Origin of the sequence: Mesorhizobium sp. M8A.F.Ca.ET.165.01.1.1 (assembly GCF_004792065.1) — a bacterium.
Taxonomy (GTDB): domain Bacteria; phylum Pseudomonadota; class Alphaproteobacteria; order Rhizobiales; family Rhizobiaceae; genus Mesorhizobium.
Genome location: NZ_SRTH01000006.1, coordinates 222,472 through 248,007 on the forward strand (window position 1 = coordinate 222,472; position 25,536 = coordinate 248,007).

General features: G+C 64.4%; 21 protein-coding genes. 13 read left to right on the forward strand and 8 right to left on the reverse strand.

Annotation, left to right across the window (positions count from 1 at the left end; genetic code table 11):
* Positions 1 to 3: 3 nt before the first annotated feature.
* The 3 genes from EN808_RS19000 to acs form a co-directional block, all read right to left on the reverse strand.
* A complete protein-coding gene (locus EN808_RS19000; protein WP_135916625.1) occupies positions 4 to 822 on the reverse strand; it encodes a sugar phosphate isomerase/epimerase family protein in 819 nt (272 codons plus the stop codon).
* Positions 823 to 976: 154 nt separating this feature from the next.
* A complete protein-coding gene (locus EN808_RS19005; RefSeq protein ID WP_135916626.1) occupies positions 977 to 1,723 on the reverse strand; it encodes an MOSC domain-containing protein in 747 nt (248 codons plus the stop codon).
* Between the two features lie 8 nt (positions 1,724 to 1,731).
* Positions 1,732 to 3,687 (reverse strand): acetate--CoA ligase, encoded by a 1,956-nt coding sequence (gene acs / locus EN808_RS19010; protein ID WP_135863301.1) that lies wholly within the window; start codon positions 3,685 to 3,687, stop codon positions 1,732 to 1,734.
* Between the two features lie 306 nt (positions 3,688 to 3,993).
* Here acs and EN808_RS19015 point away from each other — a divergent pair, with 306 nt between their 5' ends.
* On the forward strand, positions 3,994 to 4,266 hold the full coding sequence (locus EN808_RS19015) for an usg protein (protein WP_023784217.1): 273 nt from the start codon (positions 3,994 to 3,996) through the stop codon (positions 4,264 to 4,266).
* A gap of 125 nt (positions 4,267 to 4,391) precedes the next feature.
* Here the strand turns inward: EN808_RS19015 and EN808_RS19020 are convergent, their stop codons facing one another.
* Positions 4,392 to 5,426 (reverse strand): aldo/keto reductase, encoded by a 1,035-nt coding sequence (locus EN808_RS19020; RefSeq protein ID WP_127277734.1) that lies wholly within the window; start codon positions 5,424 to 5,426, stop codon positions 4,392 to 4,394.
* Positions 5,427 to 5,481: 55 nt separating this feature from the next.
* Positions 5,482 to 6,663, reverse strand: a complete 1,182-nt coding sequence (locus EN808_RS19025) for an MFS transporter (protein ID WP_127277733.1) — start codon at positions 6,661 to 6,663, stop codon at positions 5,482 to 5,484.
* A gap of 137 nt (positions 6,664 to 6,800) precedes the next feature.
* Here EN808_RS19025 and EN808_RS19030 point away from each other — a divergent pair, with 137 nt between their 5' ends.
* Positions 6,801 to 7,706 carry a LysR family transcriptional regulator gene (locus tag EN808_RS19030; protein ID WP_127873371.1) on the forward strand — a complete coding sequence of 302 codons (906 nt, stop codon included), beginning with the start codon at positions 6,801 to 6,803 and terminating at the stop codon, positions 7,704 to 7,706.
* A gap of 56 nt (positions 7,707 to 7,762) precedes the next feature.
* Here the strand turns inward: EN808_RS19030 and EN808_RS19035 are convergent, their stop codons facing one another.
* Both EN808_RS19035 and EN808_RS19040 read right to left on the reverse strand, forming a co-directional pair.
* Positions 7,763 to 8,812: an aldo/keto reductase gene (locus EN808_RS19035; RefSeq protein WP_127873372.1), complete on the reverse strand. Its 1,050-nt coding sequence runs from the start codon at positions 8,810 to 8,812 to the stop codon at positions 7,763 to 7,765.
* Positions 8,813 to 8,913: 101 nt separating this feature from the next.
* Entirely contained in the window at positions 8,914 to 9,576 is a 663-nt protein-coding gene (locus EN808_RS19040) for a YggS family pyridoxal phosphate-dependent enzyme (RefSeq protein ID WP_127873373.1), read from the reverse strand.
* Positions 9,577 to 9,729: 153 nt separating this feature from the next.
* Here EN808_RS19040 and leuS point away from each other — a divergent pair, with 153 nt between their 5' ends.
* From leuS to EN808_RS19055, 3 genes are all read left to right on the forward strand, one after another.
* Entirely contained in the window at positions 9,730 to 12,354 is a 2,625-nt protein-coding gene (gene leuS / locus EN808_RS19045) for a leucine--tRNA ligase (protein ID WP_135863291.1), read from the forward strand.
* Positions 12,341 to 12,919: an LPS assembly lipoprotein LptE gene (gene lptE, locus EN808_RS19050; RefSeq protein ID WP_135916627.1), complete on the forward strand. Its 579-nt coding sequence runs from the start codon at positions 12,341 to 12,343 to the stop codon at positions 12,917 to 12,919. The genes leuS and lptE overlap by 14 nt, the downstream gene beginning before the upstream one ends.
* Before the next feature lie 331 nt (positions 12,920 to 13,250).
* Positions 13,251 to 15,737: a DNA translocase FtsK gene (locus EN808_RS19055; RefSeq protein WP_135916628.1), complete on the forward strand. Its 2,487-nt coding sequence runs from the start codon at positions 13,251 to 13,253 to the stop codon at positions 15,735 to 15,737.
* Positions 15,738 to 15,811: 74 nt separating this feature from the next.
* Here EN808_RS19055 and fsa read toward each other — a convergent pair whose 3' ends face one another.
* Positions 15,812 to 16,468: a fructose-6-phosphate aldolase gene (gene fsa, locus EN808_RS19060; protein ID WP_135916629.1), complete on the reverse strand. Its 657-nt coding sequence runs from the start codon at positions 16,466 to 16,468 to the stop codon at positions 15,812 to 15,814.
* Positions 16,469 to 16,559: 91 nt separating this feature from the next.
* Here fsa and EN808_RS19065 point away from each other — a divergent pair, with 91 nt between their 5' ends.
* The 8 genes from EN808_RS19065 (at position 16,560) to EN808_RS19100 (ending at position 25,413) form a co-directional block, all read left to right on the forward strand.
* Complete coding sequence (locus tag EN808_RS19065) at positions 16,560 to 18,743, forward strand: primosomal protein N' (RefSeq protein ID WP_135916630.1); 2,184 nt, start codon at positions 16,560 to 16,562, stop codon at positions 18,741 to 18,743.
* Positions 18,744 to 18,793: 50 nt separating this feature from the next.
* Entirely contained in the window at positions 18,794 to 19,489 is a 696-nt protein-coding gene (locus EN808_RS19070; protein ID WP_135916631.1) for an aspartate/glutamate racemase family protein, read from the forward strand.
* A 94-nt stretch (positions 19,490 to 19,583) separates the two neighbouring features.
* Positions 19,584 to 19,979 carry a DUF4345 family protein gene (locus tag EN808_RS19075; RefSeq protein WP_127275645.1) on the forward strand — a complete coding sequence of 132 codons (396 nt, stop codon included), beginning with the start codon at positions 19,584 to 19,586 and terminating at the stop codon, positions 19,977 to 19,979.
* Positions 19,980 to 20,225: 246 nt separating this feature from the next.
* The gene (locus EN808_RS19080) at positions 20,226 to 20,786 is read left to right on the forward strand and encodes a F0F1 ATP synthase subunit delta (RefSeq protein ID WP_127275644.1); all 561 of its coding nucleotides are present in this window, start codon (positions 20,226 to 20,228) and stop codon (positions 20,784 to 20,786) included.
* Complete coding sequence (atpA, locus tag EN808_RS19085) at positions 20,786 to 22,315, forward strand: F0F1 ATP synthase subunit alpha (protein ID WP_127275643.1); 1,530 nt, start codon at positions 20,786 to 20,788, stop codon at positions 22,313 to 22,315. The genes EN808_RS19080 and atpA overlap by 1 nt, the downstream gene beginning before the upstream one ends.
* 46 nt (positions 22,316 to 22,361) lie before the next feature.
* Positions 22,362 to 23,249, forward strand: a complete 888-nt coding sequence (locus tag EN808_RS19090) for a F0F1 ATP synthase subunit gamma (protein WP_127275642.1) — start codon at positions 22,362 to 22,364, stop codon at positions 23,247 to 23,249.
* 70 nt (positions 23,250 to 23,319) lie between these two features.
* Entirely contained in the window at positions 23,320 to 24,894 is a 1,575-nt protein-coding gene (atpD, locus tag EN808_RS19095) for a F0F1 ATP synthase subunit beta (RefSeq protein ID WP_167531538.1), read from the forward strand.
* A gap of 111 nt (positions 24,895 to 25,005) precedes the next feature.
* Positions 25,006 to 25,413: a F0F1 ATP synthase subunit epsilon gene (locus EN808_RS19100; RefSeq protein WP_127873378.1), complete on the forward strand. Its 408-nt coding sequence runs from the start codon at positions 25,006 to 25,008 to the stop codon at positions 25,411 to 25,413.
* The last annotated feature ends 123 nt before the right edge of the window (positions 25,414 to 25,536 follow it).

The window sequence follows — 25,536 nt, forward strand, 5'->3', positions numbered from 1 at the left end:
GCCTTATTCGGCGATGCCGAGCGAGGCGATATAGGCCGCCGAAGCCGGTATCCGGGACTTGTCCCTGATCTCGATGATGAGGCGCGGATTGCTTTCGAGCCTGGCGAGCGCGGCAAAGACAGAACGCCATTGGATCGTGCCTTCGCCGAGGCTCCAATGACGATCGGCGTAGCCGTCGGCATCCTGCAGATGGACATGCTGCAGGCGGTTGCCGGCGGCGTGCACAAAGTAGTCGACCGGCGGAGCGCCGGTCGAGCCATGGGCATAGTAGGCATGGCCGGTGTCGATGGAGACCGCGACCGCGGGCGACTTGAAGCTGTCGGCCAAGGCCACGCGGATGTGCGGATCCTTGTCCTCAATGTTTTCGAGCACCATGGTGCAGCCGATGTCTTCGGCCCGCTTGACGGCGTCGCGCAGTGTCAGGTGACAGTACTCGGTGATTTTTTCGCGCTCGCCGGGATTGTTGTCGAGGTTGTTGTAGGACCAGGTCGTGTAGGGGCTATGGACGACCATGTGCGTCGCGCCGACGGCGGCGCAGACATCGAGACCTTGCAGCAGGCGTTTGCCGACGACACCGCGAATATCGGGGTCCTGCGAGGCGATGGTGAAGCCCCAGAAAGGTCCGTGAATCCCGAGCCGCCCCTTGTGGCCGTCGAGAAGCTTTCTGGCGCGGGAGGCGAGCGGTGCCCAGTCGCCGTTGAGAACGCTGGCCTCGGCGAAGCTTTGCAATTCGAGGTCACGCTGCTTTTCGAAAAGCCAGTCGCGGTGGATCTCAAGGTCGTCCAGGGTCATGGCCGCGCCAAGGATGGGCAGGGAAGTCATAGGCACTCCGATTGGTGGGATCTGAAATTGGCGGACGACAGAAGCGACAAGGCGAGCCGCGCCAGCTGTATGGCGCGGTTTCTGTCATGCGTATTACAGGCAGCGTGAAGAGGGAGGCCACATCTCTATCGCACCAGGGCGGCGCGCTACGGGGCTATGCCGCCACGAAACGCATCGGCGCACCGATATCGACACGGCCGGGTTGGTCGACGGTGCAATAGACGCCGAGATTGTGGGCGTTGTAGCGCACCAGATTGCGCAGGATGCCGGGATCATTGTCGAAACCGTCCTGGGCAATGATGGTGAAGCCGCAGCGGCGGCATGGCTCGGAGATGGTCAAGACGAGGTCGCCGATGGCGAGCTTGCGGCCGATCCATTCGGTTTCGGGAAACGAGCCGTCGACTGGAGCCATGTCGACGACGATGTTGGGGCGGAAGCGGCGCGGATCGGCGGCACCATCGGGATGCAGTGCCTTCAGCCGCGCCAGCGAGGCCGTGGTCAGGAGATGGATCGGCGCCTTCTTGTAGCGCGCCTGCGTCAGCGGGCCGGCATAGGCGGGCGGGGCGTTCTCGCGGCCGAATGGGCGAATCGAGGCGGCAAAGCCAAGATAGTCCGACACCGCGCGGTCGCATTCGGGGCTTGGTGCGCTTAGCCAGTTACCGCCGGGAATGGCGATTTCCAGGACGCGATCATGGTTCAGCCGGGTCCTGATGCGCGGCACCTTGTGCCACTTGGCGTCACGATCGGGCCGGGCGATCTCGTTGTCCGACGTATCGACGAGGCCGAACATACGGTCGCCCTCGATACTGTCGGTGCCGACCGCGATCGCCTCCAGCCGCTCGCCGGCGAGCGAACTCGCCGGATAGCGCCAGAGTTCGGCAACGCAGCCGATCGCGGCCATGGCGGGCGTCAGCCCTTCTTGTTCTGCCGGTTGGCGACGAGGTCGTCGACCACGGCCGGATCGGCAAGCGTCGAGGTGTCGCCAAGGGCGCCGAAATCGTCCTCGGCGATCTTGCGCAGGATGCGGCGCATGATCTTGCCCGAGCGGGTCTTGGGCAGGCCGGGCGCGAACTGGATCTTGTCGGGCGTGGCGATGGCGCCGATCTCCTTGCGGACATGGGCGACAAGTTCCTTGCGCAGATCTTCGGTCGCTTCGACGCCCCTCATCAAGGTGACGTAGCTGTAGATGCCCTGGCCCTTGATATCATGGGGATAGCCGACGACTGCGGCTTCCGAGACTTTCTCATGGCTGACCAGCGCCGATTCGACCTCGGCGGTACCCATGCGGTGGCCGGAGACGTTGATGACGTCGTCGACGCGGCCGGTGATCCAGTAATAGCCATCCGCATCGCGGCGGCAGCCGTCGCCGGTGAAATACTTGCCCTTGTAGGTCGAGAAATAGGTCTGCACGAAGCGGTCGTGATCGCCATAGACGGTGCGCATCTGGCCCGGCCAGGAATCGGTGATGCAGAGATTGCCGTCGGCCGCACCCTCCACCACCTTGCCCTCGCCGTCGACCAGCTGCGGCTTGACGCCGAAGAAGGGCCGCGTCGCCGAACCCGGCTTGAGGTCGGTGGCGCCGGGCAGCGGCGTGATCAGGATGCCGCCGGTTTCGGTCTGCCACCATGTGTCGACGATCGGCACCTTGCCGTCGCCGACGACGTTGAAATACCACTCCCAGGCTTCCGGGTTGATCGGCTCGCCGACCGAGCCCAGCACACGCAGCGACTTGCGCGACGTCTTCTTCACCGGGTCGTTGCCGGCGCCCATCAGCGCGCGCAGCGCCGTGGGCGCGGTGTAGAAGATGTTGACCTTGTGCTTGTCGATGACCTCCCAGAAGCGTGACTGCGAGGGGTAGTTCGGCACACCTTCGAACATCAGCGTGGTGGCGCCGTTGGCGAGTGGCCCGTAGACGATGTAGCTGTGGCCGGTCACCCAGCCGACATCGGCGGTGCACCAGTAGATGTCGCCGTCATGATAGTCGAAGACATATTGGTGCGTCATCGACACATAGACGAGATAGCCGGCGGTGGTGTGCAGCACGCCTTTCGGCTTGCCGGTCGAGCCCGACGTGTAGAGGATGAACAGCGGATCTTCCGCCTTCATTCTCTCCGGCTTGCACTCGGACTTCACCGTCGCGACTTCGTCGTGATACCAGACATCGCGGCCCGGCGCCCAGCCGATCTTGGCGCCCGTGCGGCGCACGACCACGACGTTCTTGACCATGACGTGGTGCTTGGCGGCGATGTCGATCGCCTTGTCGGTGTTGTCCTTGAGAGGAATGGGTTTTCCTCCACGCAGGCCTTCATCCGATGTGATGACGAAGGTCGATTCGCAGTCGACGATGCGGCCGGCAAGCGCATCCGGCGAAAAGCCGCCGAAGACGACCGAATGGATGGCGCCGATACGCGTGCAGGCCAGCATCGCGTAGGCCGCCTCCGGGATCATCGGCATGTAGATGGTGACGCGGTCGCCTTTCTTGACGCCGTGCTTCTTCATCACATTGGCGAGCCGGCAGACATGCTCGTAGAGCTCGTTGTAGGTGATTTTCTTGTCGTCGTAAGGGTTGTCGCCTTCCCAGATGATGGCGGTCTGGTCACCGCGCTTCTTCAGGTGGCGGTCGATGCAATTGTACGAGACATTGGTCTGGCCATCCTCGAACCACTTGATGGAGACCTTGCCGTCGAAGGAGGTGTTCTTAACCTTGGAGAAGGGCTTGAACCAGTCGATGCGCTTGCCGTGCTTGCCCCAGAACTTGTCCGGGTTTTTCACGCTGTCGGCATACCATTTTAGGTAGGTGTCATTGTCGATCAGGGCGTTCTTCTTCCACGCCGGCTTGACGCGATGAACATGAACCTCGGACATTTCTTGGCTTTCCTCCCGAACCAATCCGCCGGCTTGAAATGCCCGCGGGATCGCGGCGACGCAGCCGCGAATTCGGCGGCATTATTACCAGTTCCGCCGCGACGGCAACATTAGACGTTGGATTCGCGCGGCGGGATGCCGCAGGGGCGCTTTTCGAGACTGTCAGCACTCGAAACGGTTCGCTGCTAACTGCATGTTTTTGCGGGAAAAGTTCGTTTTGCGATCAAGAAAAATCAATAGACAGTTAAGTAACGGCGCGCACAATTGGTGCCTGGGAGGAAAGGAGAATCAACCTTGGGGACCGCAATGCGCGACCATCTTGAAATGGACCTGATGCTCAAAGGCTACGGCCTGACAACGGCCAAGATTCTTTATCATTTCCCCGACCACCCGCATCTCCTGCAGAGCTTCGTCTGGCAGGACTACGACATCGCTCCGAAGTTTCCGGTGCTGATCCGGTTCATCGAATTCTGGAAAGCCAAGCTGGATGGGCCGCTGCATTCGGTGGTCTATACGCACCAGAAGCTGATCGCCCCGAATGAATGGCGCAAGGTGGATGGGGAGTTCGTCCTGCACTGAGGGTCGGATAGGGCGACGATGGCTGTCGAGGAAGGCGTCCTACGGCGCCCCCCTCTGTCCTGCCGGACAATCCGGCAGGACAGAGGGGGCGCTGTCCCGCGACGTAACCTGTTAGCGCCTATCAATCACACCGCCGGCGGGTTCAGCCGTGCGAAGCCTTCCTGCCGCCGGTAGGGGAAGTACGGATAGGGGGCGGTGACTTCGCTCGCCGCGTCCAGCTTCTTGACCTGCTCCGGCGTCAGCGTCCAACCGACGGCGCCGAGGTTCTGGCGCAGTTGCTCCTCGTTGCGGGCGCCGATGATAACAGATGAGACGGTCGGGCGCTGCAGCAGCCAGTTGATGGCGATTTGCGGAACCGTCTTGCCGGTCTCCTCAGCCACCGCGTCAAGCGCCTCCATGACCCTGTAGAGATGTTCGTCCTCGACCGGCGGGCCGAAGCTCGCGGTCTCGTGCAGGCGGCTCTTTTCCGGCAAGGGCTGGCCACGGCGGATCTTGCCGGTCAGGCGGCCCCAGCCGAGCGGACTCCACACCAACGCGCCGACGCCCTGGTCGAGGCCGAGCGGCATCAGCTCCCATTCATAGTCGCGGCCGAGCAGCGAATAGTAGACCTGGTGCGCGACATAGCGTGGGTAGCCGTGCGTCTGCGCCAAGCCGAGCGACTTCATCACTTGCCAGCCGGAGAAGTTGGAAACACCGACATAACGCAGCTTGCCGGAGCGAACGAGGCCGTCCAGCGTCGCCAGAACTTCCTCGATCGGCGTCCCGGCATCGAAGGCGTGCAGCTGCAGCAGGTCGATATAGTCGGTGCCGAGACGCTTCAGCGCGGCATCGACCGACTTGATCAGCCGCGAGCGTGACGAGCCGTGGTCGGCCGGGCCGTCGCCCATCGGCAGCGCGGTCTTGGTCGAGATCAGAACGGCGTCGCGGCGGCCTTTTATCGCCTCGCCGAGCACCTCTTCCGAGGCGCCGTTCGAATAGACGTCGGCGGTGTCGAAGAGGTTGACGCCGGCCTCGAGGCAGATGTCGATAAGCCGCCGCGCTTCTTGCGCGTCGCTGTTGCCCCAGGCGCCGAACAGTGGGCCGGATCCGCCGAAGGTTCCGGCGCCGAATGAAAGCGCCGGGACTTTCAAACCCGATGCGCCGAGACGTCGATAGTCCATTTTCTTGCTCCTGGTGGTTTGTGAAGAAGTGAGGCGATTCGGATGTCGGCTGATGTCACAACCGGACGGAGGCGGGCGCGCCTGATGTGGCGCCGCGATCGAGGCGCAGCGCCAGTCCGGCCACGGCGAGTGCCGCGAGCGGCAGCAGGGCAGCGACCCAAGTGAGCGAACCCAGTCCAAGGCCATGGGCGATGACCGCGCCGCCAAGCCAGGCGCCGGCGGCATTGCCGAGATTGAAGGCGGCGATGTTGAACGATGAGGCCAGGCTTTGGCCGGCGCCTTGCGCCTTTTCCAGCACCCACATCTGCAGTGGCGCCACGGTGGCGAAGGCGGCCGCACCGAGCAGGCCGACATAGATCACGGCCATGACCTGGCTGTGGATGGCGAAGCTCATCGTGGCAAGCACCAGCGCCAGCACCACGAGACTGCCGAGCACCGCCGGCACCAGCCAGCGATCGGCGACCTTGCCGCCTGCGAGATTGCCGGCGATGAGGCCACCGCCGAAGACGAGCAGAATCGGCGACACGGCCGCTTCCCCGAAGCCACTGATCTCGGTGAGCAACGGAGCGATGTAGGTGAAGACGGCGAAGACGCCGGCATAGCCGAGCACCGTAGTGGCGAGGCCGAGCAGGACGGGCGTTCGGCGCAGCACGGCGAGATCGGCGCGCAAGTCGCTCTTCTCCGGCGTCGCCTGGCCACGCGGCACCAGGGCCAGGATGACGGCGAAGGCCGCGAGGCCGACCGCGGTCACTGCCCAGAAGGTCGCGCGCCAGCCAAAAGCCTGGCCGAGCCAGGTGCCGAAAGGTACGCCGAGGATGTTGGCGATGGTCAGGCCGGTGAACATCAGCGCGATCGCCGAAGCCTTCCTGTTGGGCGCGACCAGACCAGTGGCGACCACCGAGCCAACGCCGAAGAAAGTGCCGTGGGCAAAGGCGGTGATGATGCGGGCACCCATCAGCGTCCAGTAATCGGGCGCCAGCGCACAGGCGAGGTTGCCAATCGTGAAGATCGCCATCAGCGCCAGCAGCACGGTTTTGCGCGGCCAGTTGCCGGTGGCGATGGTCAACAGGGGTGCACCGATGACGACACCGAGCGCATAACCCGAGATCAATTGGCCGGCGGCCGAGATCGACACACCAAGATCCTTACTGACATCGATGAGCAGGCCCATGATGACGAATTCGGTGACACCGATGCCAAAGGCACCGGCGGCGAGGGCGTAGAGAGCAAGAGGCATGGCGTTTCCACTTTGAAAGACGGGCCGTTCAGGCGATGAGCGCCTGTCCAACCCGCGCCCCGACCGGGAAGATCGTGTTGCCGAGTGCTGTGAACCAGACTTGATCAGGGCATATTTTCTGTGAAATAGATTCACAGATGGCCAGACCCGACATAAACCGTTCCGGCGAGATCGAAGTCTTCGTGCGCGTTGTCGAGGCAGGCAGCTTTTCCGCCGCGGCGCGCGCGCTGCGCATGACGCCGTCGGCCGTCAGCAAGCTGATCGCGCGGCTGGAAGCCCGGCTTGGCGCGCGGCTGGTCAGCCGCTCGACGCGCAAGCTGCTGCTGACGCCGGAAGGGGCGGCGTTTTATGAAAGCGGGCTACGCATCCTTGCCGACATGGCGGCGGCTGAGCGTGAGGCGGCCGCGGGCGCCGCGCCGCGCGGGCGGCTGCGCGTCAACACCTACGTGCCGTTCGGGGTGCACCGGCTGATCCCGCTGCTGCCGCGCTTCCTCGAACGCTATCCCGAAATCTCGGTCGATCTGGTGCTGACCGACAGTGTCATCGACCTGATGGCCGAACGCGCCGATGTAGCGATCCGGGCCGGGCCGCTCGGCGAATCACGGCTGGTGGCGCGCAAGCTCGGGCAGAGCCCGGTGGTCCTCGTTGCGGCCCCTTCCTACCTCGAGCCGCATGGCACGCCGCTGACGCCAGCCGATCTCGACACACACAACCGGATGGGCTTCGGCTTCGTCAGGCATATTGACGGCTGGCCGTTCCTCGACGCGCAGGGCAATGCCGTCATGATCCCGATCACCGGCAACGCGCTGGTCAGCGATGGCGAGGCAATGCGGCTGATGACGCTGGCCGGGGTAGGCATTTCCCGGCTGGCGCGCTGGCATGTGGCGGCCGATATCGCCGCCGGGCGGCTGGTGCCGCTGCTGGAGGATTTCAACCCGGGCGACGAGGAGGCGACGCACGCCGTCTATGTCGGCCAGGGCCGCCATCTGCCGGCACGGGTGCGGGCCTTTCTCGATTTCCTGGCCGAGACGGTTCGGCTGTAGTTGGAGCCGCGCGTCCATGGGATACGCGGCTTCGAAAAGGCCGGCTTTCCCGCAGGCTATGCCTTAGGGACGAAGGGCGCCGGACGCCGGCCGGCGCCCTGGCGCTCGACCATCCAGCCGGGATATTCGGCCGGCAAGGCGCTCACCTCATCCAGCCTGGCGAGATCGTCGGCATCGAGCTTGAGGCTGGTGGCGGCGAGGTTTTGTTCGAGCTGCTCCATGCGGCTGGCGCCGATTATCACGCTCATGACGAAAGGCTTGGCCAGGACATAGCCGAGCGCCACGGTGGCGACGCTGACATCATGCTTCCTGGCGACCTCGCGCATGGCGGCGACCGCTGCCCAGGCGCGCTCCTCGTTGACCGGCGGGAAGTTGAAGGACGCGCGGCGGCCCTCGCCATTGCCCGGCGCGCCAGGGCCGTATTTGCCGGACAGCAGGCCGCCGGCCATCGGCGACCACACCATCAGGCCGAGCTTCTCCTCGTTGATCAGCGGCACGATCTCGCGTTCGAGGTCGCGGCCGGCGATCGAATAATAGGACTGGATGGTCTCGAAGCCGGCAAAGCCCTTGCGGTCGGCGATGCCGAGCGCCTTGGCGATGCGCCAGGCCTGCCAGTTGGACACGCCGACATAGCGGACCTTGCCGCTGGAGACGAGATCGTCGAGTGCCCGCAGCGTTTCGTCGATCGGCGTTACCGCGTCGGTGCCGTGCAACTGATAGAGATCGATATGGTCGAGCTGCAGCCGTTCGAGGCTGGCATCGACCGAATCCATGATGTGGCCGCGCGAGGAGCCGCGCTGGTTCGGCCCGTCGCCGGTGGCGGCATGGACCTTGGTGGCGATGACCACGCTCGACCTGGCAATGCCGAGATCCCGGAGCGACTGGCCGAGCAGGCGTTCGGACTCGCCGAAGGAATAGACGTCCGCCGTGTCGAAGAAGTTGACACCGGCGGCAATCGAACGGCCGACGATCTCGTTGACGCCCTTCTGGTCGAGGCTGGCGATCAGGCCCCATTGGGCGTTCTGGCCGGCGGCGCCGAAGGTCATGGTGCCGAGGCAAAGTTCGGAAACGAAAAGCCCGGTATTTCCAAGCTGATTGTAGCGCATGGCGAAAGCTCCAGAGAAATGTGTGATGACACGAAACAAATAGGAACGGTACGTTTCGTTTCCAGCGCTGGTGCAGCGACCTCGTCGATCTGGCCCAACGGCTAGCGGCTGCCGAAGATGGCGGAGCCGACTCGTATGCTGGTGGCGCCAAAGGCGATCGCCGTTTCGTAATCGCCCGACATGCCCATCGACAGTCCGGCGACGCCGGCCTCCCGCGCCAGTTTTTCCAGCAAGGCGAAGTGCGGGCCGGGATTCTCGTCAGCCGGCGGGATGCACATCAGGCCTTCGATGGTGAGGCCGTGGACTTCCCGGCAGCGTTTGACGAAGGCGACCGCCTCGCGCGGTTCGATGCCGGCCTTTTGCGGTTCGGAACCGGTATTCACCTGGACATAGAGTTTTGGCGCCCGACCTTGCCGGACAATTTCCTTGGTGAGCTCGGCGGCGATCTTTTCGCGATCCACCGTTTCGATGACGTCGAACAGCGCTACCGCCTCCTTGGCCTTGTTCGACTGCAGCGGGCCGATCAGGTGCAATTCAATGTCGGGGAAAGCCTCCTTCAGGTCAGGCCATTTGCCTTGTGTTTCCTGGACGCGGTTCTCGCCGAAGACGCGCTGCCCGGCCTCGATCACGGGTTGGATATCGACGGCGTCGAAGGTCTTGGAGACCGCCACCAGCGTCACCGCGCCGGCTTCACGGCCAGCCTCCTGCTCGGCGGCGGCGATCCTCGCCTTGACCGCGAAAAACTGCTGAACGGTGTCGCCCATATGCAAATCCCGCTGTTTTGACCCGCGTTTTTGTCGGACGCGATGCCCATATGGTTGACGGGTTTGCCAAACCATGGTGAACACCCGGACCACATTTCGTGAACTGCCGGGCTCTTGCCCGCAGTCGGCATGCTTTTAAGTGAAAAACGTCCCATGGCAACCGAACGATACAATCCGCGCGCGTCAGAACCCAAATGGCAGAAGGCCTGGGCCGAAAAGAAGCTTTTCGAAGCGCACAATGACGATCCGCGCCCGAAGTACTACGTGCTGGAAATGTTCCCCTATCCGTCGGGGCGGATCCATATCGGCCACACCCGCAACTATACGATGGGCGACGTGGTGGCGCGTTACAAGCGGGCCAAGGGCTTCAACGTGCTGCATCCGATGGGCTGGGACGCCTTCGGCATGCCGGCCGAAAACGCCGCCATGCAGAACAAGGTTCATCCCAAGGAGTGGACCTACCAGAACATCGCCACCATGCGCGAGCAGCTCAAGGTGATGGGCCTGTCGCTGGACTGGGCGCGCGAATTCGCCACCTGCGATGTCGATTACTACCACCGCCAGCAGATGCTGTTCCTCGACTTCGTCGAGAAGGGGCTGGTGACGCGCAAATCCTCCAAGGTCAACTGGGACCCGGAGGACATGACGGTGCTCGCCAACGAGCAGGTCATCGACGGACGCGGCTGGCGCTCCGGCGCGCTGGTCGAGCAGCGCGAATTGACGCAGTGGTTCTTCAAAATCACCGATTTCGCGCAGGACCTGCTGGATTCGCTCGACGGCCTCGACGAATGGCCCGAAAAAGTGAAGCTGATGCAGCAGAACTGGATCGGCCGTTCGGAAGGTCTGCTGATCCGCTGGCCGCTGGCCTCGGAAATTGCCGGCGAGCACGAGCTTGAGGTCTACACGACGCGGCCCGATACCATTTTCGGCGCCTCGTTCATGGCGATCGCCGCCGATCATCCGCTGGCCAAAAAGGCCGCCGAGACCAATCCGGCGCTGGCGAAATTCATCGACGAAGTCCGCCATATGGGCACTTCGGTGGCGGCGCTGGAGACGGCTGAGAAGAAGGGCTTCGACACCGGCATCCGCGTCGTCCATCCCTTCGACGGTACTTGGACGCTGCCGGTCTATGTCGCCAATTTCGTGCTGATGGAATATGGCACCGGCGCCATCTTCGGCTGCCCGGCGCATGACCAGCGCGACCTCGACTTCGCCAACAAATACGGCTTGCCGGTGGTGCCCGTGGTGATGCCGGACGGCGAGGACCCGTCGGCTTTCCAGGTGATCGACGTGGCCTATACCGACAATGGGGCGATGATCAACTCGCGCTTCCTTGATGGCATGACTCCGGACCGAGCTTTCGACGAGGTCGCCAGGCTGCTGGAACAAAAGACCATCGGTAATCGCCCCATGGCCGAGCGCAAGGTGAACTTCCGCCTGCGCGACTGGGGCATTTCGCGGCAACGTTACTGGGGCTGCCCGATCCCGATGATCCATTGCGAGGATTGCGGCGTGGTGCCGGTGCCGAAGGCCGACCTGCCGGTCAAGCTGCCGGACGATGTCGATTTCGACCGGCCGGGCAATCCGCTCGACCGTCACCCGACCTGGCGGCATGTGAAGTGCCCGCAATGCGGCAAGGACGCGCGCCGTGAAACCGATACGATGGACACGTTCGTCGATTCGTCCTGGTATTTCGCCCGCTTCACAGCGCCGTGGGCGGATGACCCGACCGATCCCAAGGCAGCGAACGAGTGGCTGGCGGTCGACCAGTATATTGGCGGCATCGAGCATGCGATCCTGCATCTACTCTATTCACGCTTCTTCACCCGCGCCATGCGCGAGACCGGCCATGTCGACCTGGCCGAGCCGTTCAAGGGCCTGTTCACGCAAGGCATGGTCGTGCACGAAACCTACCGTGTCGGTTCGGCATCGAACGGCCGCTGGCTGGCGCCGGCCGAAGTGCGGCTGGAGGATGTCGACGGCAAGCGCCGCGCCATCGACATCGCCACCGGCGATGCGGTCACCATCGGCCCGCTCGAAAAGATGTCGAAGTCGAAGAAGAACACGGTGAGCCCGGAAGACATCACCGATGGCTACGGCGCCGACACGGCGCGCTGGTTCATGCTGTCGGATTCGCCGCCCGAACGCGATGTCGAGTGGACCGACGATGGTGCGGCCGGCGCGCATCGCTTCATGCAGCGCATCTGGCGGCTGGTGTCGACGGCGGCCGAGACGCTGGCAGGCATCGCACCGAAGGCCGCCAATGATGGCGAGGCCGGAGCGGTTTCCAAGGCCGCGCACAAAATCCTGAAGGCGGTCGGCGAAGACATCGAGAAGCTCGCCTTCAACCGTGCCATCGCCCGCATCTATGAACTGGCCAACGCGCTGACCACTCCGCTCAACGAGGTGACGGAAGGCAAGGCTGATACGGCGCTGAAAAGCGCTTGCCGCGAGGCCGTGGAGATCATGGTGCATCTGATCGCGCCCGTGATGCCGCACCTTGCCGAAGAGTGCTGGGAGGTGCTGGGCGGCACCGATCTGCTCGCCGAACGGCCGTGGCCGGTCTTCGATCCGGCGCTGGTCGTCGACAACGAAGTCACCTATCCGGTGCAGGTCAACGGCAAGAAGCGGGGCGATTTGACAATTGCCCGCGACGCGGACCAAGGTGCGGTCGAAAAAGCGGTCTTGGCTCTCGACTTCGTGCAGAAAGCACTTGAAGGCAAGGCTCCGCGCAAGGTGATCATCGTGCCGCAGAGGATCGTCAATGTCGTTGCCTGATCGGGAAAAGACAGAGTTGAGCCGTTTGCTGCGCAGCATCGCGCTTGCCGGTCTTGTCGGTTCGCTTGCGCTCGTCTCGGCCTGCCAGGTGCGGCCGCTCTATTCGAGCGCGCCGCTGTCGACCGGCTCCAGCGCCAATGCCGAGTTGGCGTCGATTGCGGTCAAGCCGGTCCGGACGCGTTATGCCCAGCAGGTGCGCAACAATCTGATCTTCGGGTTCGGGCGCGGCGCCGGCGAACCGGCCTCGCCGCTTTATTCGCTCGATCTCGGCGTGACCGAAGCCGTTGAATCCTCGGCGCTGGTCCAGGTTGGAACCGATCAAGACGAGCCGACCGCCGGTTCGGTGACACTGACCGCCGGCTACACGCTAACCGATGCGAAAACCGGCGCGGTGATCGCGGTCGGCAAGCGGGCGATCACCTCGTCCTTCGACAGGCCGCGTCAGGAGTTTGCTTCCTACCGGGCGCAGATCGACGCCGAGAACCGTGCCGCGCGCGAACTGGCCGAAGCCCTGCAACTGTCCATCGCCCAGGATCTGGCCCGGCACGGCAAGACGGCCAGCTAGCGCGAGTCGCCGCATCAGAAGAGGCCGAATCGCCCCTCTCTCCTTGATCGCATTTCCTGTTCCCGGCGATCGGACTCGTCGGCAGCCGTGCTGTTTGGCGGCATGTAAATCTCCGCCCGCTGGTTGTCACGCGAGCAAAGGCTCGCCCTTTTTCCAATAGCCGCATTCGGATGAGCAACCGGTCGTGGAAACACGATCGGCTGCTCGAATCCTCATCGTGCGGCGTCGCCGCGAAAGATGCGTCTCGATCGCTCCAGCGACGCTGACAGGAAGCAACTGTTAACCACTCGCTCCCTATTGCTCAGCAGACATTTCACAGTGAGTCTTGAGCATGGAAGCCAGGCGTTTTTCTCGGGTCAATTCGTTGCACGCAGTTTCGCCCGATGACCCCCAAGGAGAGCGTTCCGGCGGCCCGCGCGGCAAGGCGGATGTTCGCCAGCCCGGCGCTTCTCACGCAGGTCATTCCGAGCGGGTCGCCGATTTCGGCGGCGACACCGAAAGCCCTGCCTGGCAAGAGTATTTTTTCCTTGCGCCCAATGTGCGTTTTACACGCACGCCGGACTATGAGCCCAAGCATCGCCAGCAGGACGAGGTTGCCGGGGAGGGTCGCCCGCAGGCGCTCCCGACGCAGCAGGCCGGGCCTGGCGCCGTCATGCATCGCGGGGCGTCACCGGCCGGGTCCGCTCAGCCAGCGCGCGGCGGCGAGACGTCGAAAGGCGTTGTGCCGGCGGCTCCGAAGGTGCCCGCAACGGCACCAGCGGCCACGCGTCCGGCACCCGTCGCCGGGAATGGCGCGCCGGCCAAAGCAGCCACCGCTGAAAAAGCCCGGCGGCCCTATCTTTCGGATCACGCCTTCTTCGAGGGCCTGGCGCCCCTTCTGGTCGATGTGACGTCGCCGGTCCGGCAGGTCAGCCCGGCTCCGCGCGCACCGGTCGCGGCTCCACCGCTTGACGCGGCGCGAGCCGACGTCTCCGCGTCCGCCGCGGCCGATGTCACCGCCTTGTTCCGTGTCATCGAATGCCTTCCCGGCCAGGCACCGTCCGCCCAGCCCGACGTCTTTCCGGCCAACTCCAACAAGGCCGTGGCCGAGCCGTCCGTTCCGGCTGGCAGGGCTGCCCGGCAGGCTCGGATGGCGACCGCAGTCGCACCTGCCGCAAGCAGCGCCGCCTCGGCGCCGATTGTGCAACGCGTGGGCGAAGCCGTTCCCGCAGCGCGTGCACCGTCGCTGCCCATGGCCGGCAAGGTTGCTCAGCCGGAGACGGGCGAAGGCTACGAGCTTCCCTCGGAGGATTTGCTGCAGCAGCCTCCCGAGGGCCAAGGCTTCTACATGTCGCAGGAGCGGCTCGAGCAGAATGCCGATCTCCTGGAAAGCGTGCTGGAGGATTTCGGCGTGCGCGGCGAGATCATCCACGTACGCCCCGGTCCGGTCGTCACCCTCTACGAATTCGAGCCGGCACCTGGCGTCAAATCCTCGCGCGTCATTGGTCTCGCCGACGACATCGCCCGCTCCATGTCGGCGGTCTCGGCGCGCGTCGCCGTGGTGCCTGGCCGCAATGTCATCGGCATAGAGTTGCCGAACGAGACCCGCGAAACCGTCTATTTCCGCGAACTGATCGAATCGCAGGGCTTCCGCAAGACCAGCTGCAAGCTGGCGCTTTGCCTTGGCAAGACGATCGGCGGCGAACCTGTCATCGCCGAACTGGCGAAGATGCCGCATCTCCTCGTCGCCGGCACCACCGGGTCCGGCAAGTCGGTCGCCATCAACACCATGATCCTGTCGCTGCTCTACCGGCTGAAGCCGGAAGAATGCCGGCTGATCATGGTCGACCCGAAGATGCTCGAACTGTCCGTCTATGACGGCATCCCACACCTTCTGACCCCTGTCGTCACGGATCCCAAGAAGGCCGTCACCGCGCTCAAATGGGCGGTGCGCGAGATGGAGGACCGCTATCGCAAGATGGCGCGGCTCGGCGTGCGCAACATCGACGGCTACAACGAGCGCGCCGCCCAAGCCCGCGACAAGGGTGAGACGGTCGTCATGACCGTGCAGGCCGGCTTCGAGAAGGGCACCGGCGAGCCGCTGTTCGAACAGCAGGAAATCGACCTCGCGCCAATGCCCTACATCGTCGTCATCGTCGACGAGATGGCCGACCTGATGATGGTCGCCGGCAAGGAGATCGAAGGCGCCATCCAGCGCCTGGCGCAGATGGCGCGGGCCGCCGGCATTCACCTGATCATGGCGACGCAGCGGCCTTCGGTCGACGTCATCACCGGCACGATCAAGGCCAATTTCCCGACCCGCATCTCCTTCCAGGTCACCTCCAAGATCGACAGCCGCACCATCCTGGGCGAGCAGGGCGCCGAACAGCTGCTCGGCCAGGGCGACATGCTGCACATGATGGGCGGCGGGCGCATCGCCCGTGTGCACGGCCCCTTCGTGTCCGACGCCGAGGTCGAGCATGTCGTGGCGCATCTGAAGGCGCAGGGCCGCCCCGAATATCTGGAGACCGTGACGGCCGACGAGGATGAAGAGGAAGAGGAAGGCGACCAGGGAGCGGTCTTCGACAAGGGAGCCGTTGCCGCCGAGGACTGCGATTCCAGCTATGACGAGGCGGTCAAGGTGGTGTTGCGCGACAAGAAATGTTCGACGTCCTACATCCAGCGCCGCCTCGGCATCGGCTACAACCGCGCCGCTTCACTGGTCGAGCGCATGGAGAAGGAAGGTCTGGTCGGCGCGCCCAACCATGTCGGCAAGCGCGAGATCATGGCGGGCAAGCGCCAGCCGGCGGCCGCGCCCGCCGATGACGACGCGGATTGAGCGGCAGGCCGCCACGAGACGCCAATAAAAAAGGCCGGTTGCCCGGCCTTTTTTTGTATCTGGTGTCGGACCGCTCAGCCGATCTTCTGGCCGGTCTTGGCCCAGTCGGCGAGGAAAGCGGCAAGGCCCTTGTCGGTCAGCGGATGGTTGACCAGCGCCTTTAGCGTCGCTGGCGGCGCGGTGATGACGTCGGCGCCGATGAGAGCCGCCTGCTTGACGTGGTTCACCGTGCGCACGGAAGCGGTCAGGATTTCGGTCTGGAAGTCGAAATTGTCGTAGATCTGGCGGATCTCCTGGATCAGTTCCATGCCGTCCGAGCCGGTGTCGTCGATGCGGCCGACGAAGGGCGAGATGAAGGAAGCGCCGGCCTTGGCGGCGAGCAGCGCCTGGTTGGCCGAGAAGCACAGCGTGACGTTGACCATGCGCTTCATCTCGGTGCGGATGGTCTTGCAGGCCTTCAGGCCGTCCAGCGTCAGCGGCACCTTGATGCAGACATTAGGCGCGATCTTGGCCAGCACCTCGGCCTCAGCCATCATCTGCTTGTATTCGATCGCCACGACTTCCGCCGAGACAGGCCCTTCGACGATGTCGCAAATCTGCTTGGTGACCTCGGCGATCTTGCCGCCCGATTTCAGGATCAGCGAGGGGTTGGTGGTGACGCCATCGAGCAGTCCCAGATCGTTCAGTTCCTTGATCTCTTTGATATCGGCGGTGTCGGCAAAAAATTTCATGGCGGGTCTCCTGACGATTTCGTCGTGCTTGGGAAGGCGCGTTCAGCGTTGCTCTTTGATCTAGACCAAAGTCAGGGCAAGGTCACGCCTCATGATCGAAGATTCGCCCTTTGTCGCGGCCGCACCGGTGCTGGTGCCGATGCCGGCCGAACGTCCCTACACCTATGCCGTGCCGGCCGGCATGCGGGTGGTGCCGGGTTCGATCGTGCGCGTGCCGCTTGGGCCGCGCCAGGTCGCCGGCATCGTCTGGGACGGCACGGTCGAGCAGGTCGATGCCAGGAAATTGCGCCCGATCGAGCAGGTTTTCGACTGTCCGCCGATCGACCGCGCCATGCGCCGATTCGTCGACTGGGTGGCGCAATACACGCTGTCGGCGCCGGGCATGGTGGCGCGCATGCTGCTCAGGGCGCCGGAGGCCTTTGATCCCGAACCCTGGATCGAGGGGCTGCAGCGCACCCTGCTTGTGCCCGACCGGATGACGGATGCGCGGGCACGCGTGCTGGAGACGGCCGAGGGTGGGTTGGCCTGGACGCGCTCCGGCCTCGCGCACGCCGCCGGCGTGTCGTCGACGGTGATCGAGGGGCTGAAAGCGCAGGGCGTGTTTGAGACGGTGATGATCCCGCCGCGCCCGGTGGTGGCCGCGCCTGACCCAAGCTATGCCGTTCCCGAACTGATGCCGGACCAGAACGAGGCCGCGTCAATGCTGCGCGCCAATGTCGCGGCCGGCGAGTTCAATGTCGCGTTGCTCGACGGCGTCACCGGTTCGGGCAAGACGGAGGTCTATTTCGAGGCGGTGGCGGCCGCGCTCGAGCAGGGCGGCCAAGTGCTCATCCTGCTGCCGGAAATCGCGCTGACGCATGCCTTCCTCGAACGCTTCCAGCAGCGTTTTGGCGCCAAGCCGGCCGAGTGGCATTCCGACCTGCCGCCGCGAATGCGCGAAAAAGTCTGGCGGCAAGTGGCGGAAGGCGGCGTGCGCGTCGTCGCCGGCGCGCGCTCGGCGCTGTTCCTGCCATTCAAGGAGCTTGGCCTGATCGTCGTCGACGAGGAACACGACCCCGCCTACAAGCAGGAAGACCGCGTCTTCTACAATGCGCGCGACATGGCCGTCGTGCGCGGCCATATAGGCGGCTTCCCCGTGGTCCTGGCGTCGGCGACACCGTCGGTCGAGAGCCGGGTCAATGCCAGCCAAGGCCGCTATGCCAGGGCTGTGCTTTCCGCCCGCTTCGCCGAGGCGGCACTTCCCGACCTCAAGTCGATCGACATGCGGCGCGCGCCACCGGCGCGTGGCGGCTTCCTGTCGCCGGTGCTGATCGACCATATGCGCCGGACGCTGGAGAAGAAGGAGCAGTCGCTCTTGTTCCTCAACCGACGCGGCTACGCGCCGCTGACGCTGTGCCGGGTCTGCGGCCATCGCTTCGGCTGCCCGGTGTGCTCGGCCTGGCTGGTCGAACACCGCTTTCGCGGCCAGTTGGTCTGCCACCATTGCGGTCACAATGAGCGCCGTCCCGAAGCCTGCCCGGAATGCGGCACGCTCGACCACCTGGTCGCTTGCGGTCCGGGGGTCGAGCGCATCGCCGAGGAGGTCGTCACGCATTTCCCGGACGCACGCACCATCGTGCTGTCGTCGGATATCATGGGGGGTGTACGACGGTTGCGGCTGGAGCTGGAGGCAATCACCAATGGCGAGGCCGATATCGTCATCGGCACGCAACTGGTCGCCAAGGGCCACAATTTCCCTGATATGACGCTGGTCGGCGTCGTCGATGCCGATCTCGGCCTTGCCAATGGCGATCCGCGCGCCGCCGAGCGCACCTTCCAGTTGCTCAGCCAGGTGACCGGCCGTGCCGGCCGCACCGGCAAGAAGAGCCTGGGCCTGCTGCAGACGTTCCAGCCCGACCATCCGGTGATGCGGGCGATCGTCTCCGGCGACGCCGAATCTTTCTACCAGCGTGAGATTTCTGAGCGCGAACGCGCTGCCTTGCCGCCCTTCGGCCGGCTGGCCGGCGTCATCGTCAGCGCCGTGACGCGGGCGGAGGCGGAAGGCCATGCCCGCGGCCTGCGCCGCGCCGCGCCCGAGGCGTCGGACCTGTTCGTGCTCGGGCCGGCCGAGGCGCCGCTGTCCCTGCTCGGCGGCCGCCATCGCTTCCGCCTGCTGATCCAGGGCGAGCGCCGCGCCGACATGCAAGGTTTTATCAGAGCTATGCTGGCCAATGGACCGAAACAGCGCGGCTCGGTCCGGGTGCAGGTCGACATCGACCCGCAGAGCTTTCTGTAGGGACGCAATTTCAGCTACAGCTGTCTCGGCGAGAGAAACGGAAAGATCACATGAAAACCCTTGGCCTGCTCGGCGGCATGAGCTGGGAATCGACCGCCATCTATTATCGCCTGCTCAACGAGATCGTGCGCGAGCGGCTGGGTGGGCTGCATTCGGCGAAGCTTCTCATGTGGTCGTTCGATTTCGCCGAGATCGCCGAGCGGCAGCATCATGGTGATTGGGACGGCGCCGGCGCGCTGCTGGTCGATGCCGCGCGCAAGCTCGAGGCCGGCGGCGCGCAAGGCCTGCTCTTGTGCACCAACACCATGCACAAGCTGGCCGACCAGGTGCAGGCGGCCGTGTCGATCCCGCTGATTCACATCGCGGATGCCACGGCATTGGCGATCAAGCGCGCAGGCATGCAGCGGCCGGCGCTGCTGGCAACGCGGTTCACCATGGAGCAGGACTTCTACAAGGGCCGGCTCGCCGACAAATACGGCCTCTCACCGGTCGTACCCGATGCGGCCGGCCGCGACATGGTGCATGGCGTCATCTATGACGAGCTTTGCCAGGGCATTGTCTCCGAAGCCTCGAAGGCCGCCTATGTCGCCGAGGCAAACCGCTTGCGCCGCGAAGAGGCCGCCGACAGCCTGATCATGGGCTGCACTGAGATCACCATGCTCATTGGCCAGGGCGATTTCGACATTCCGGTTTTCGACACGACCCGCATCCATGCCGAGGCGGCGGTGGAATTCGCGCTCGGTTGATGCGGGTCTCCTAAAGTGCCTTGAGCCATCTGGCGCGGCATTTTTCCTCCGCTAGAATGCCCGCGATTTCAAAATAGGCATTTCGAGGGACACGATGGATTTTGCGCTTCCATGGCCGACGAGCCAGGGCGAATGGCTGGCCTGGTCGAGCGCGGTCTTCACCGTGCTGCTCGGCCTTCTGTTTTTCCTGGCGCCGGGTCTGGCGTTCCGCATCCTGCGCCTGCAGGCGAAACCCGAGAAGGCGGCGGCGATTGCCGAAGGGCGCGGTCGCATGTCGGGCTTCTATCTCGGGGTCGGCCTGTGCTGCATCCTGCTAGCGCAGCCGCTGGTCTACATGGCGCTCGGCTTCTCCTGGCTGTTCACTGCCTTCGGCCGGCTGCTGTCGATGATGTCGGATGGCGCCAATACACCTTTCAATTGGGTTTCCATTGTGGTCGAATTGGCGCTCGCGGCCTTGCCGCTCGCCTTTGCCTTCGGCTTTGTGCCCTGAATCCAAGGGTATTCCGGCGCGCAGGACGCGGATCTTTCGCCGGATGCGACAATAGTGCCTGAAAACCATGCGGAACGACGCATTGCGGTCTTAAAATGCCTGTGCTAGACGGCAATCGACTTTCGGCCGGGGATAGCGGAAGCCGCGCCTCCGTGCTTGGAAAAATGCAGTAAGGTCAAAGATTTAGCCAGAGTTTTTGCTCGCGCCAACAATCTGCGGCCTGTCAGACAAGAGAAAAGACGGTCCGTGGCCCAATCGTCATCGCCAATCTCAGGTGTCGCAGAGCGCTATGCCGGTTCGCTGTTCGAACTGGCATCGCAAGCAAATTCCGTGGCCAAGGTCGAGGCCGACCTCAACGGTTTCGAGGCACTGCTCGCGGGCAGCGCGGACCTCACCCGGCTGATCAACAGCCCGGTGTTCTCCAGCGAGGACCAGGCCAAGGCCATCGCGGCGATCGCCGACAAGGCAGGCATCACCGGCCTGACCGGCAATTTCCTGCGCGTCGTCGCCAAGAATCGCCGCCTGTTCGCGGTGCCCGGCATGATCAAGGCGTTCCGCCAGATCGCGGCCGAAGCCCGTGGCGAGGCTGCGGCCGAAGTGACGTCGGCTCATGAGCTGACCGCGGCCCAGCAGACCGAACTCAAGGCGGCGCTGAAAAGCGTTGCCGGCAAGGACGTGGCCATTTCCGTCACCGTTGACCCGTCGCTGCTCGGCGGGCTGGTGGTCAAGATGGGCTCGCGCCAGATCGATACGTCGCTCAAAACCAAACTCAATTCGCTCAAGCTTGCACTGAAAGAGGTCGGCTGATGGACATCCGCGCCGCGGAAATTTCCGCAATTCTGAAAGACCAGATCAAGAATTTCGGCAAGGAGGCCGAGGTCTCCGAAGTCGGACAGGTGCTGTCCGTCGGTGACGGTATCGCCCGCGTCTACGGCCTCGACAATGTCCAGGCCGGCGAAATGGTCGAATTCCCCGGCGGCATCCGCGGCATGGCGCTCAACCTCGAAGCCGACAATGTCGGCGTCGTCATCTTCGGCGCCGACCGCGACATCAAGGAAGGCGACACCGTCAAGCGCACCGGCGCCATCGTCGACGCGCCTGTCGGCCCCGGCCTGCTCGGCCGCGTCGTCGACGCGCTCGGCAATCCGATCGACGGCAAGGGCCCGATCAAGGCGGTCGAGCGCAAGCGCGTCGACGTCAAGGCGCCCGGCATCATCCCGCGCAAGTCGGTGAACGAGCCGATGTCGACCGGCCTCAAGGCCATCGATGCGCTGATCCCTGTCGGCCGCGGCCAGCGCGAGCTCGTCATCGGCGATCGCCAGACCGGCAAGACCGCCATCATCCTCGACACGATGCTTAACCAGAAGTCGGTGCACGACAACGGCCCCGAGAAGGAAAAGCTCTACTGCGTCTACGTCGCCGTCGGCCAGAAGCGCTCGACCGTCGCGCAGTTCGTCAAGGTGCTGGAAGAGCGCGGCGCGCTCGAATATTCGATCATCGTCGCCGCCACCGCTTCCGACCCGGCGCCGATGCAGTTCCTGGCGCCGTTCACGGCCTGCACCATGGGCGAATATTTCCGCGACAACGGCATGCATGCGCTGATCAGCTATGACGATCTGTCGAAGCAGGCCGTCGCCTATCGCCAGATGTCGCTGTTGCTGCGCCGTCCGCCGGGCCGCGAAGCCTATCCGGGCGACGTCTTCTACCTGCACTCGCGCCTGCTCGAGCGCGCCGCCAAGCTCAACGACGATCTCGGTGGCGGTTCGCTGACCGCGCTGCCGGTCATCGAGACGCAGGCCAACGACGTGTCGGCCTACATCCCGACCAACGTGATCTCGATCACCGACGGCCAGATCTTCCTCGAAACCAACCTGTTCTTCCAGGGCATCCGTCCGGCCGTCAACGTCGGCCTGTCGGTGTCGCGCGTCGGTTCGTCGGCGCAGATCAAGGCGATGAAGCAGGTTGCCGGCTCGATCAAGGGCGAGCTCGCGCAGTACCGCGAAATGGCTGCTTTCGCGCAGTTCGGCTCGGATCTCGACGCCGCCACGCAGCGCCTGCTCAACCGCGGCTCGCGCCTGACCGAGCTCCTGAAGCAGCCGCAGTTCTCGCCGCTGAAGACGGAAGAGCAAGTCGCGGTGATCTTCGCCGGCGTCAACGGCTATCTCGACAAGCTGCCGGTCAACCAGGTCGGCAAGTTCGAGCACGGCCTGCTCAGCCACATGCGTTCGGCCGGCAAGGACGTGCTTGACGCCATCCGCAAGGAAAAGGCGCTGTCGGATGATCTGCGCGCCAAGCTGAAGGCCGAGATCGACGCCTTCGCCAAGACCTTCGCCTGAGCGAAGTGCCAGTCCGGATGAGACAAGACGGGATCAGGTTTGAAGCATGCCTTCATTAAAAGACCTTCGTAACCGTATCGCCTCGGTCAAGGCGACGCAGAAGATCACCAAGGCGATGCAGATGGTCGCCGCGGCGAAGCTGCGCCGTGCGCAAGAGGCGGCGGAAGCGGCGCGTCCCTATTCGGAGCGCATGGGTTCCGTGCTGGCCAACATCACCCAGGCTGTCGGTGGCGGTGGCGATGCCCCGGCGCTGATGACCGGAACCGGCAAGGACGACGTGCATCTGCTCGTCGTCTGCACCGCCGAGCGTGGCCTGTGCGGCGGCTTCAATTCGCAGATCGCCCGTCATGCCCGCGACCATATCCGCAGGCTCCTGGCCGACGGCAAGCAGGTCAAGATCATCTGCGTCGGCAAGAAGGGTTTCGACATCCTGCGCCGCGACTATGCCGCGATGATCATCGAACGCGTCGATCTGCGCGAGGTCAAGACGCTCGGCTTCGTCAATGCCGATGCGATCGCCCGCAAGGTCATCCATCTGTTCAACGAGGGCGCCTTCGACGTCTGCACGCTGTTCTACTCGCAGTTCAAGTCGGTGATCAGCCAGGTTCCGACCGCGCAGCAGATCATTCCGGCAGCGTCCGCCTCTTCGGCTCAGCCCGAAACGGCGGATGGCGCCAGCGCCGTCTACGAGTATGAGCCGGAGCCGGGCGAAATCCTGTCCGACCTCATCCCGCGCAACATCGCGGTGCAGATATTCCGTGCGCTGCTCGAAAACGCGGCGGGCGAAATGGGCGCCAAGATGAGCGCCATGGACAATGCGACGCGCAACGCCGGCGAGATGATCAACAAGCTGTCGATCACCTACAACCGCCAGCGGCAGGCGCAGATCACCAAGGAACTGATCGAAATCATTTCGGGCGCCGAGGCGCTCTAGGCGCGGTCAGCGGGTCATTGGCCCGCGAACCGGACCGCGTGAGAAACAAAGGACGAAAAGGGTAAAGACGATGGCGAAAGCAGCGACCCCGAAGACGGCAGCCCCCAAGGCAGCAGCTCCCGCGAAGGCGGCCAAGGCTCCGGCAGCAAAGGCGGCTCCGGCCAAGGCGGCAGCAGCGCCGGCCAAGGCCGCCGCTGCCAAGACCCAGGCCGTGGCCACCAAGGCGACCGGCGTTGTCGGCAAGGTCCGCCAGGTCATCGGCGCCGTCGTCGACGTGCAGTTCGGCGAGCATCTGCCGCCGATCCTGAACGCGCTCGAGACCAACAATGTCGGTAATCGCCTGGTGCTCGAAGTTGCGCAGCATCTGGGTGAAAACACCGTGCGCTGCATCGCCATGGACTCCACCGAAGGCCTGGTGCGTGGCCAGGAAGTGCGTGACACCGGCGGCCCGATCGCCGTGCCGGTCGGCCCGGGCATGCTCGGCCGTATCATCAACGTCATCGGCGAGCCGGTCGACGAGGCAGGCCCGGTCGACGCGGTCGAATTGCGCTCGATCCACCAGCCGGCTCCGGCCTATATCGAACAGTCGACGGAAGCGCAGATCCTGATCACCGGCATCAAGGTGCTCGACCTGCTCGCGCCCTACGCCAAGGGCGGCAAGATCGGCCTGTTCGGCGGCGCCGGCGTCGGCAAGACGGTGCTGATCCAGGAACTGATCAACAACATCGCCAAGGCGCATGGTGGTTACTCGGTGTTCGCCGGCGTCGGCGAGCGCACCCGCGAAGGCAACGACCTTTACCACGAGTTCATTGAATCCGGCGTCAACAAGAAGGGTGGCGGCGAAGGTTCGAAGGCGGCGCTGGTGTACGGCCAGATGAACGAGCCGCCGGGCGCGCGCGCCCGCGTCGGCCTGACCGGCCTGACGGTTGCCGAATATTTCCGCGACCAGGGCCAGGACGTGCTGTTCTTCGTCGACAACATCTTCCGCTTTACGCAAGCGGGTTCGGAAGTGTCGGCTCTGCTCGGCCGTATCCCGTCGGCCGTGGGCTATCAGCCGACGCTCGCCACGGACATGGGCGCGCTGCAGGAACGCATCACCACCACCACCAAGGGCTCGATCACCTCGGTGCAGGCGATCTACGTGCCGGCCGACGACTTGACCGACCCGGCGCCGGCGACCTCGTTCGCCCACCTTGACGCGACGACGACGCTCAACCGTTCGATCGCCGAAAAGGGTATCTATCCGGCCGTCGATCCGCTGGACTCGACCTCGCGGATGCTCGACCCGCTGGTCGTCGGCGACGAGCACTATGCCGTTGCCCGCCAGGTGCAGTCGATCCTCCAGCGCTACAAGTCGCTGCAGGACATCATCGCCATCCTGGGCATGGACGAGCTCTCGGAAGAGGACAAGCAGACCGTGGCCCGCGCCCGCAAGATCGAGCGCTTCCTGTCGCAGCCGTTCTTTGTCGCCGAAGTGTTCACCGGCGCGCCGGGCAAACTGGTCGACCTCGCCGATACCATCAAGGGGTTCAAGGGCCTCTGCAACGGCGACTATGACCACCTGCCGGAAGCCGCCTTCTACATGGTCGGCGGCATCGACGAAGCGGTCGAGAAGGCACAGCGCCTCGCGGCTGAAGCGGCTTAATCAAGGGAATAGGGAGTAGTCAGTAGTCAGTAGTGAATAGCAGCTGGGTGATCGGGGCGGTTGTCCTCTCTCCCTACTTCCTACTCACTATTCCCTACTCGCTAAATTGACATGGCTGAAGCTTTCAAGTTCGAACTGGTCTCGCCGGAGCGCCTGCTGGTTTCCGCCGAGGTCGAATCCGTGGTCATTCCGGGCGCCGAGGGCGAGATGACCGTCATGGCCCATCACGCGCCGGTCATGACCACGATCAAGCCGGGCGTCGTCACGGTGAAGAATGCCTCGGGCAGCGAAGAACGCTATGTCGTGTTCGGCGGCTTCGCTGACATCGTCCCGGCCGGCTGCACGCTGCTGGCGGAATCGGCTGTGGCGGTGAAGGATGTCGACCGCGCCGACCTCGCCCGCCGCATCCAGGAAGCCAGGGAAGACGCGGCCGACGCCAAGGACGATCAGTCGCGCAGCAAGGCGGAACAGTTCCTTAGCCAGCTCACCACGCTGGAAGGCGCAATCCTGCCGGCCTGAGGCTTGTCCCGGAAGACGGATTGAAAGCGGGGCCTTGCCTCGCTTTTTTGTTTGTTGGGGTGTCAGGCGTTTCAGCTGCGGCGGCGATATCGTACCGCCGACATCGAGGTCCTGTACCGCCTG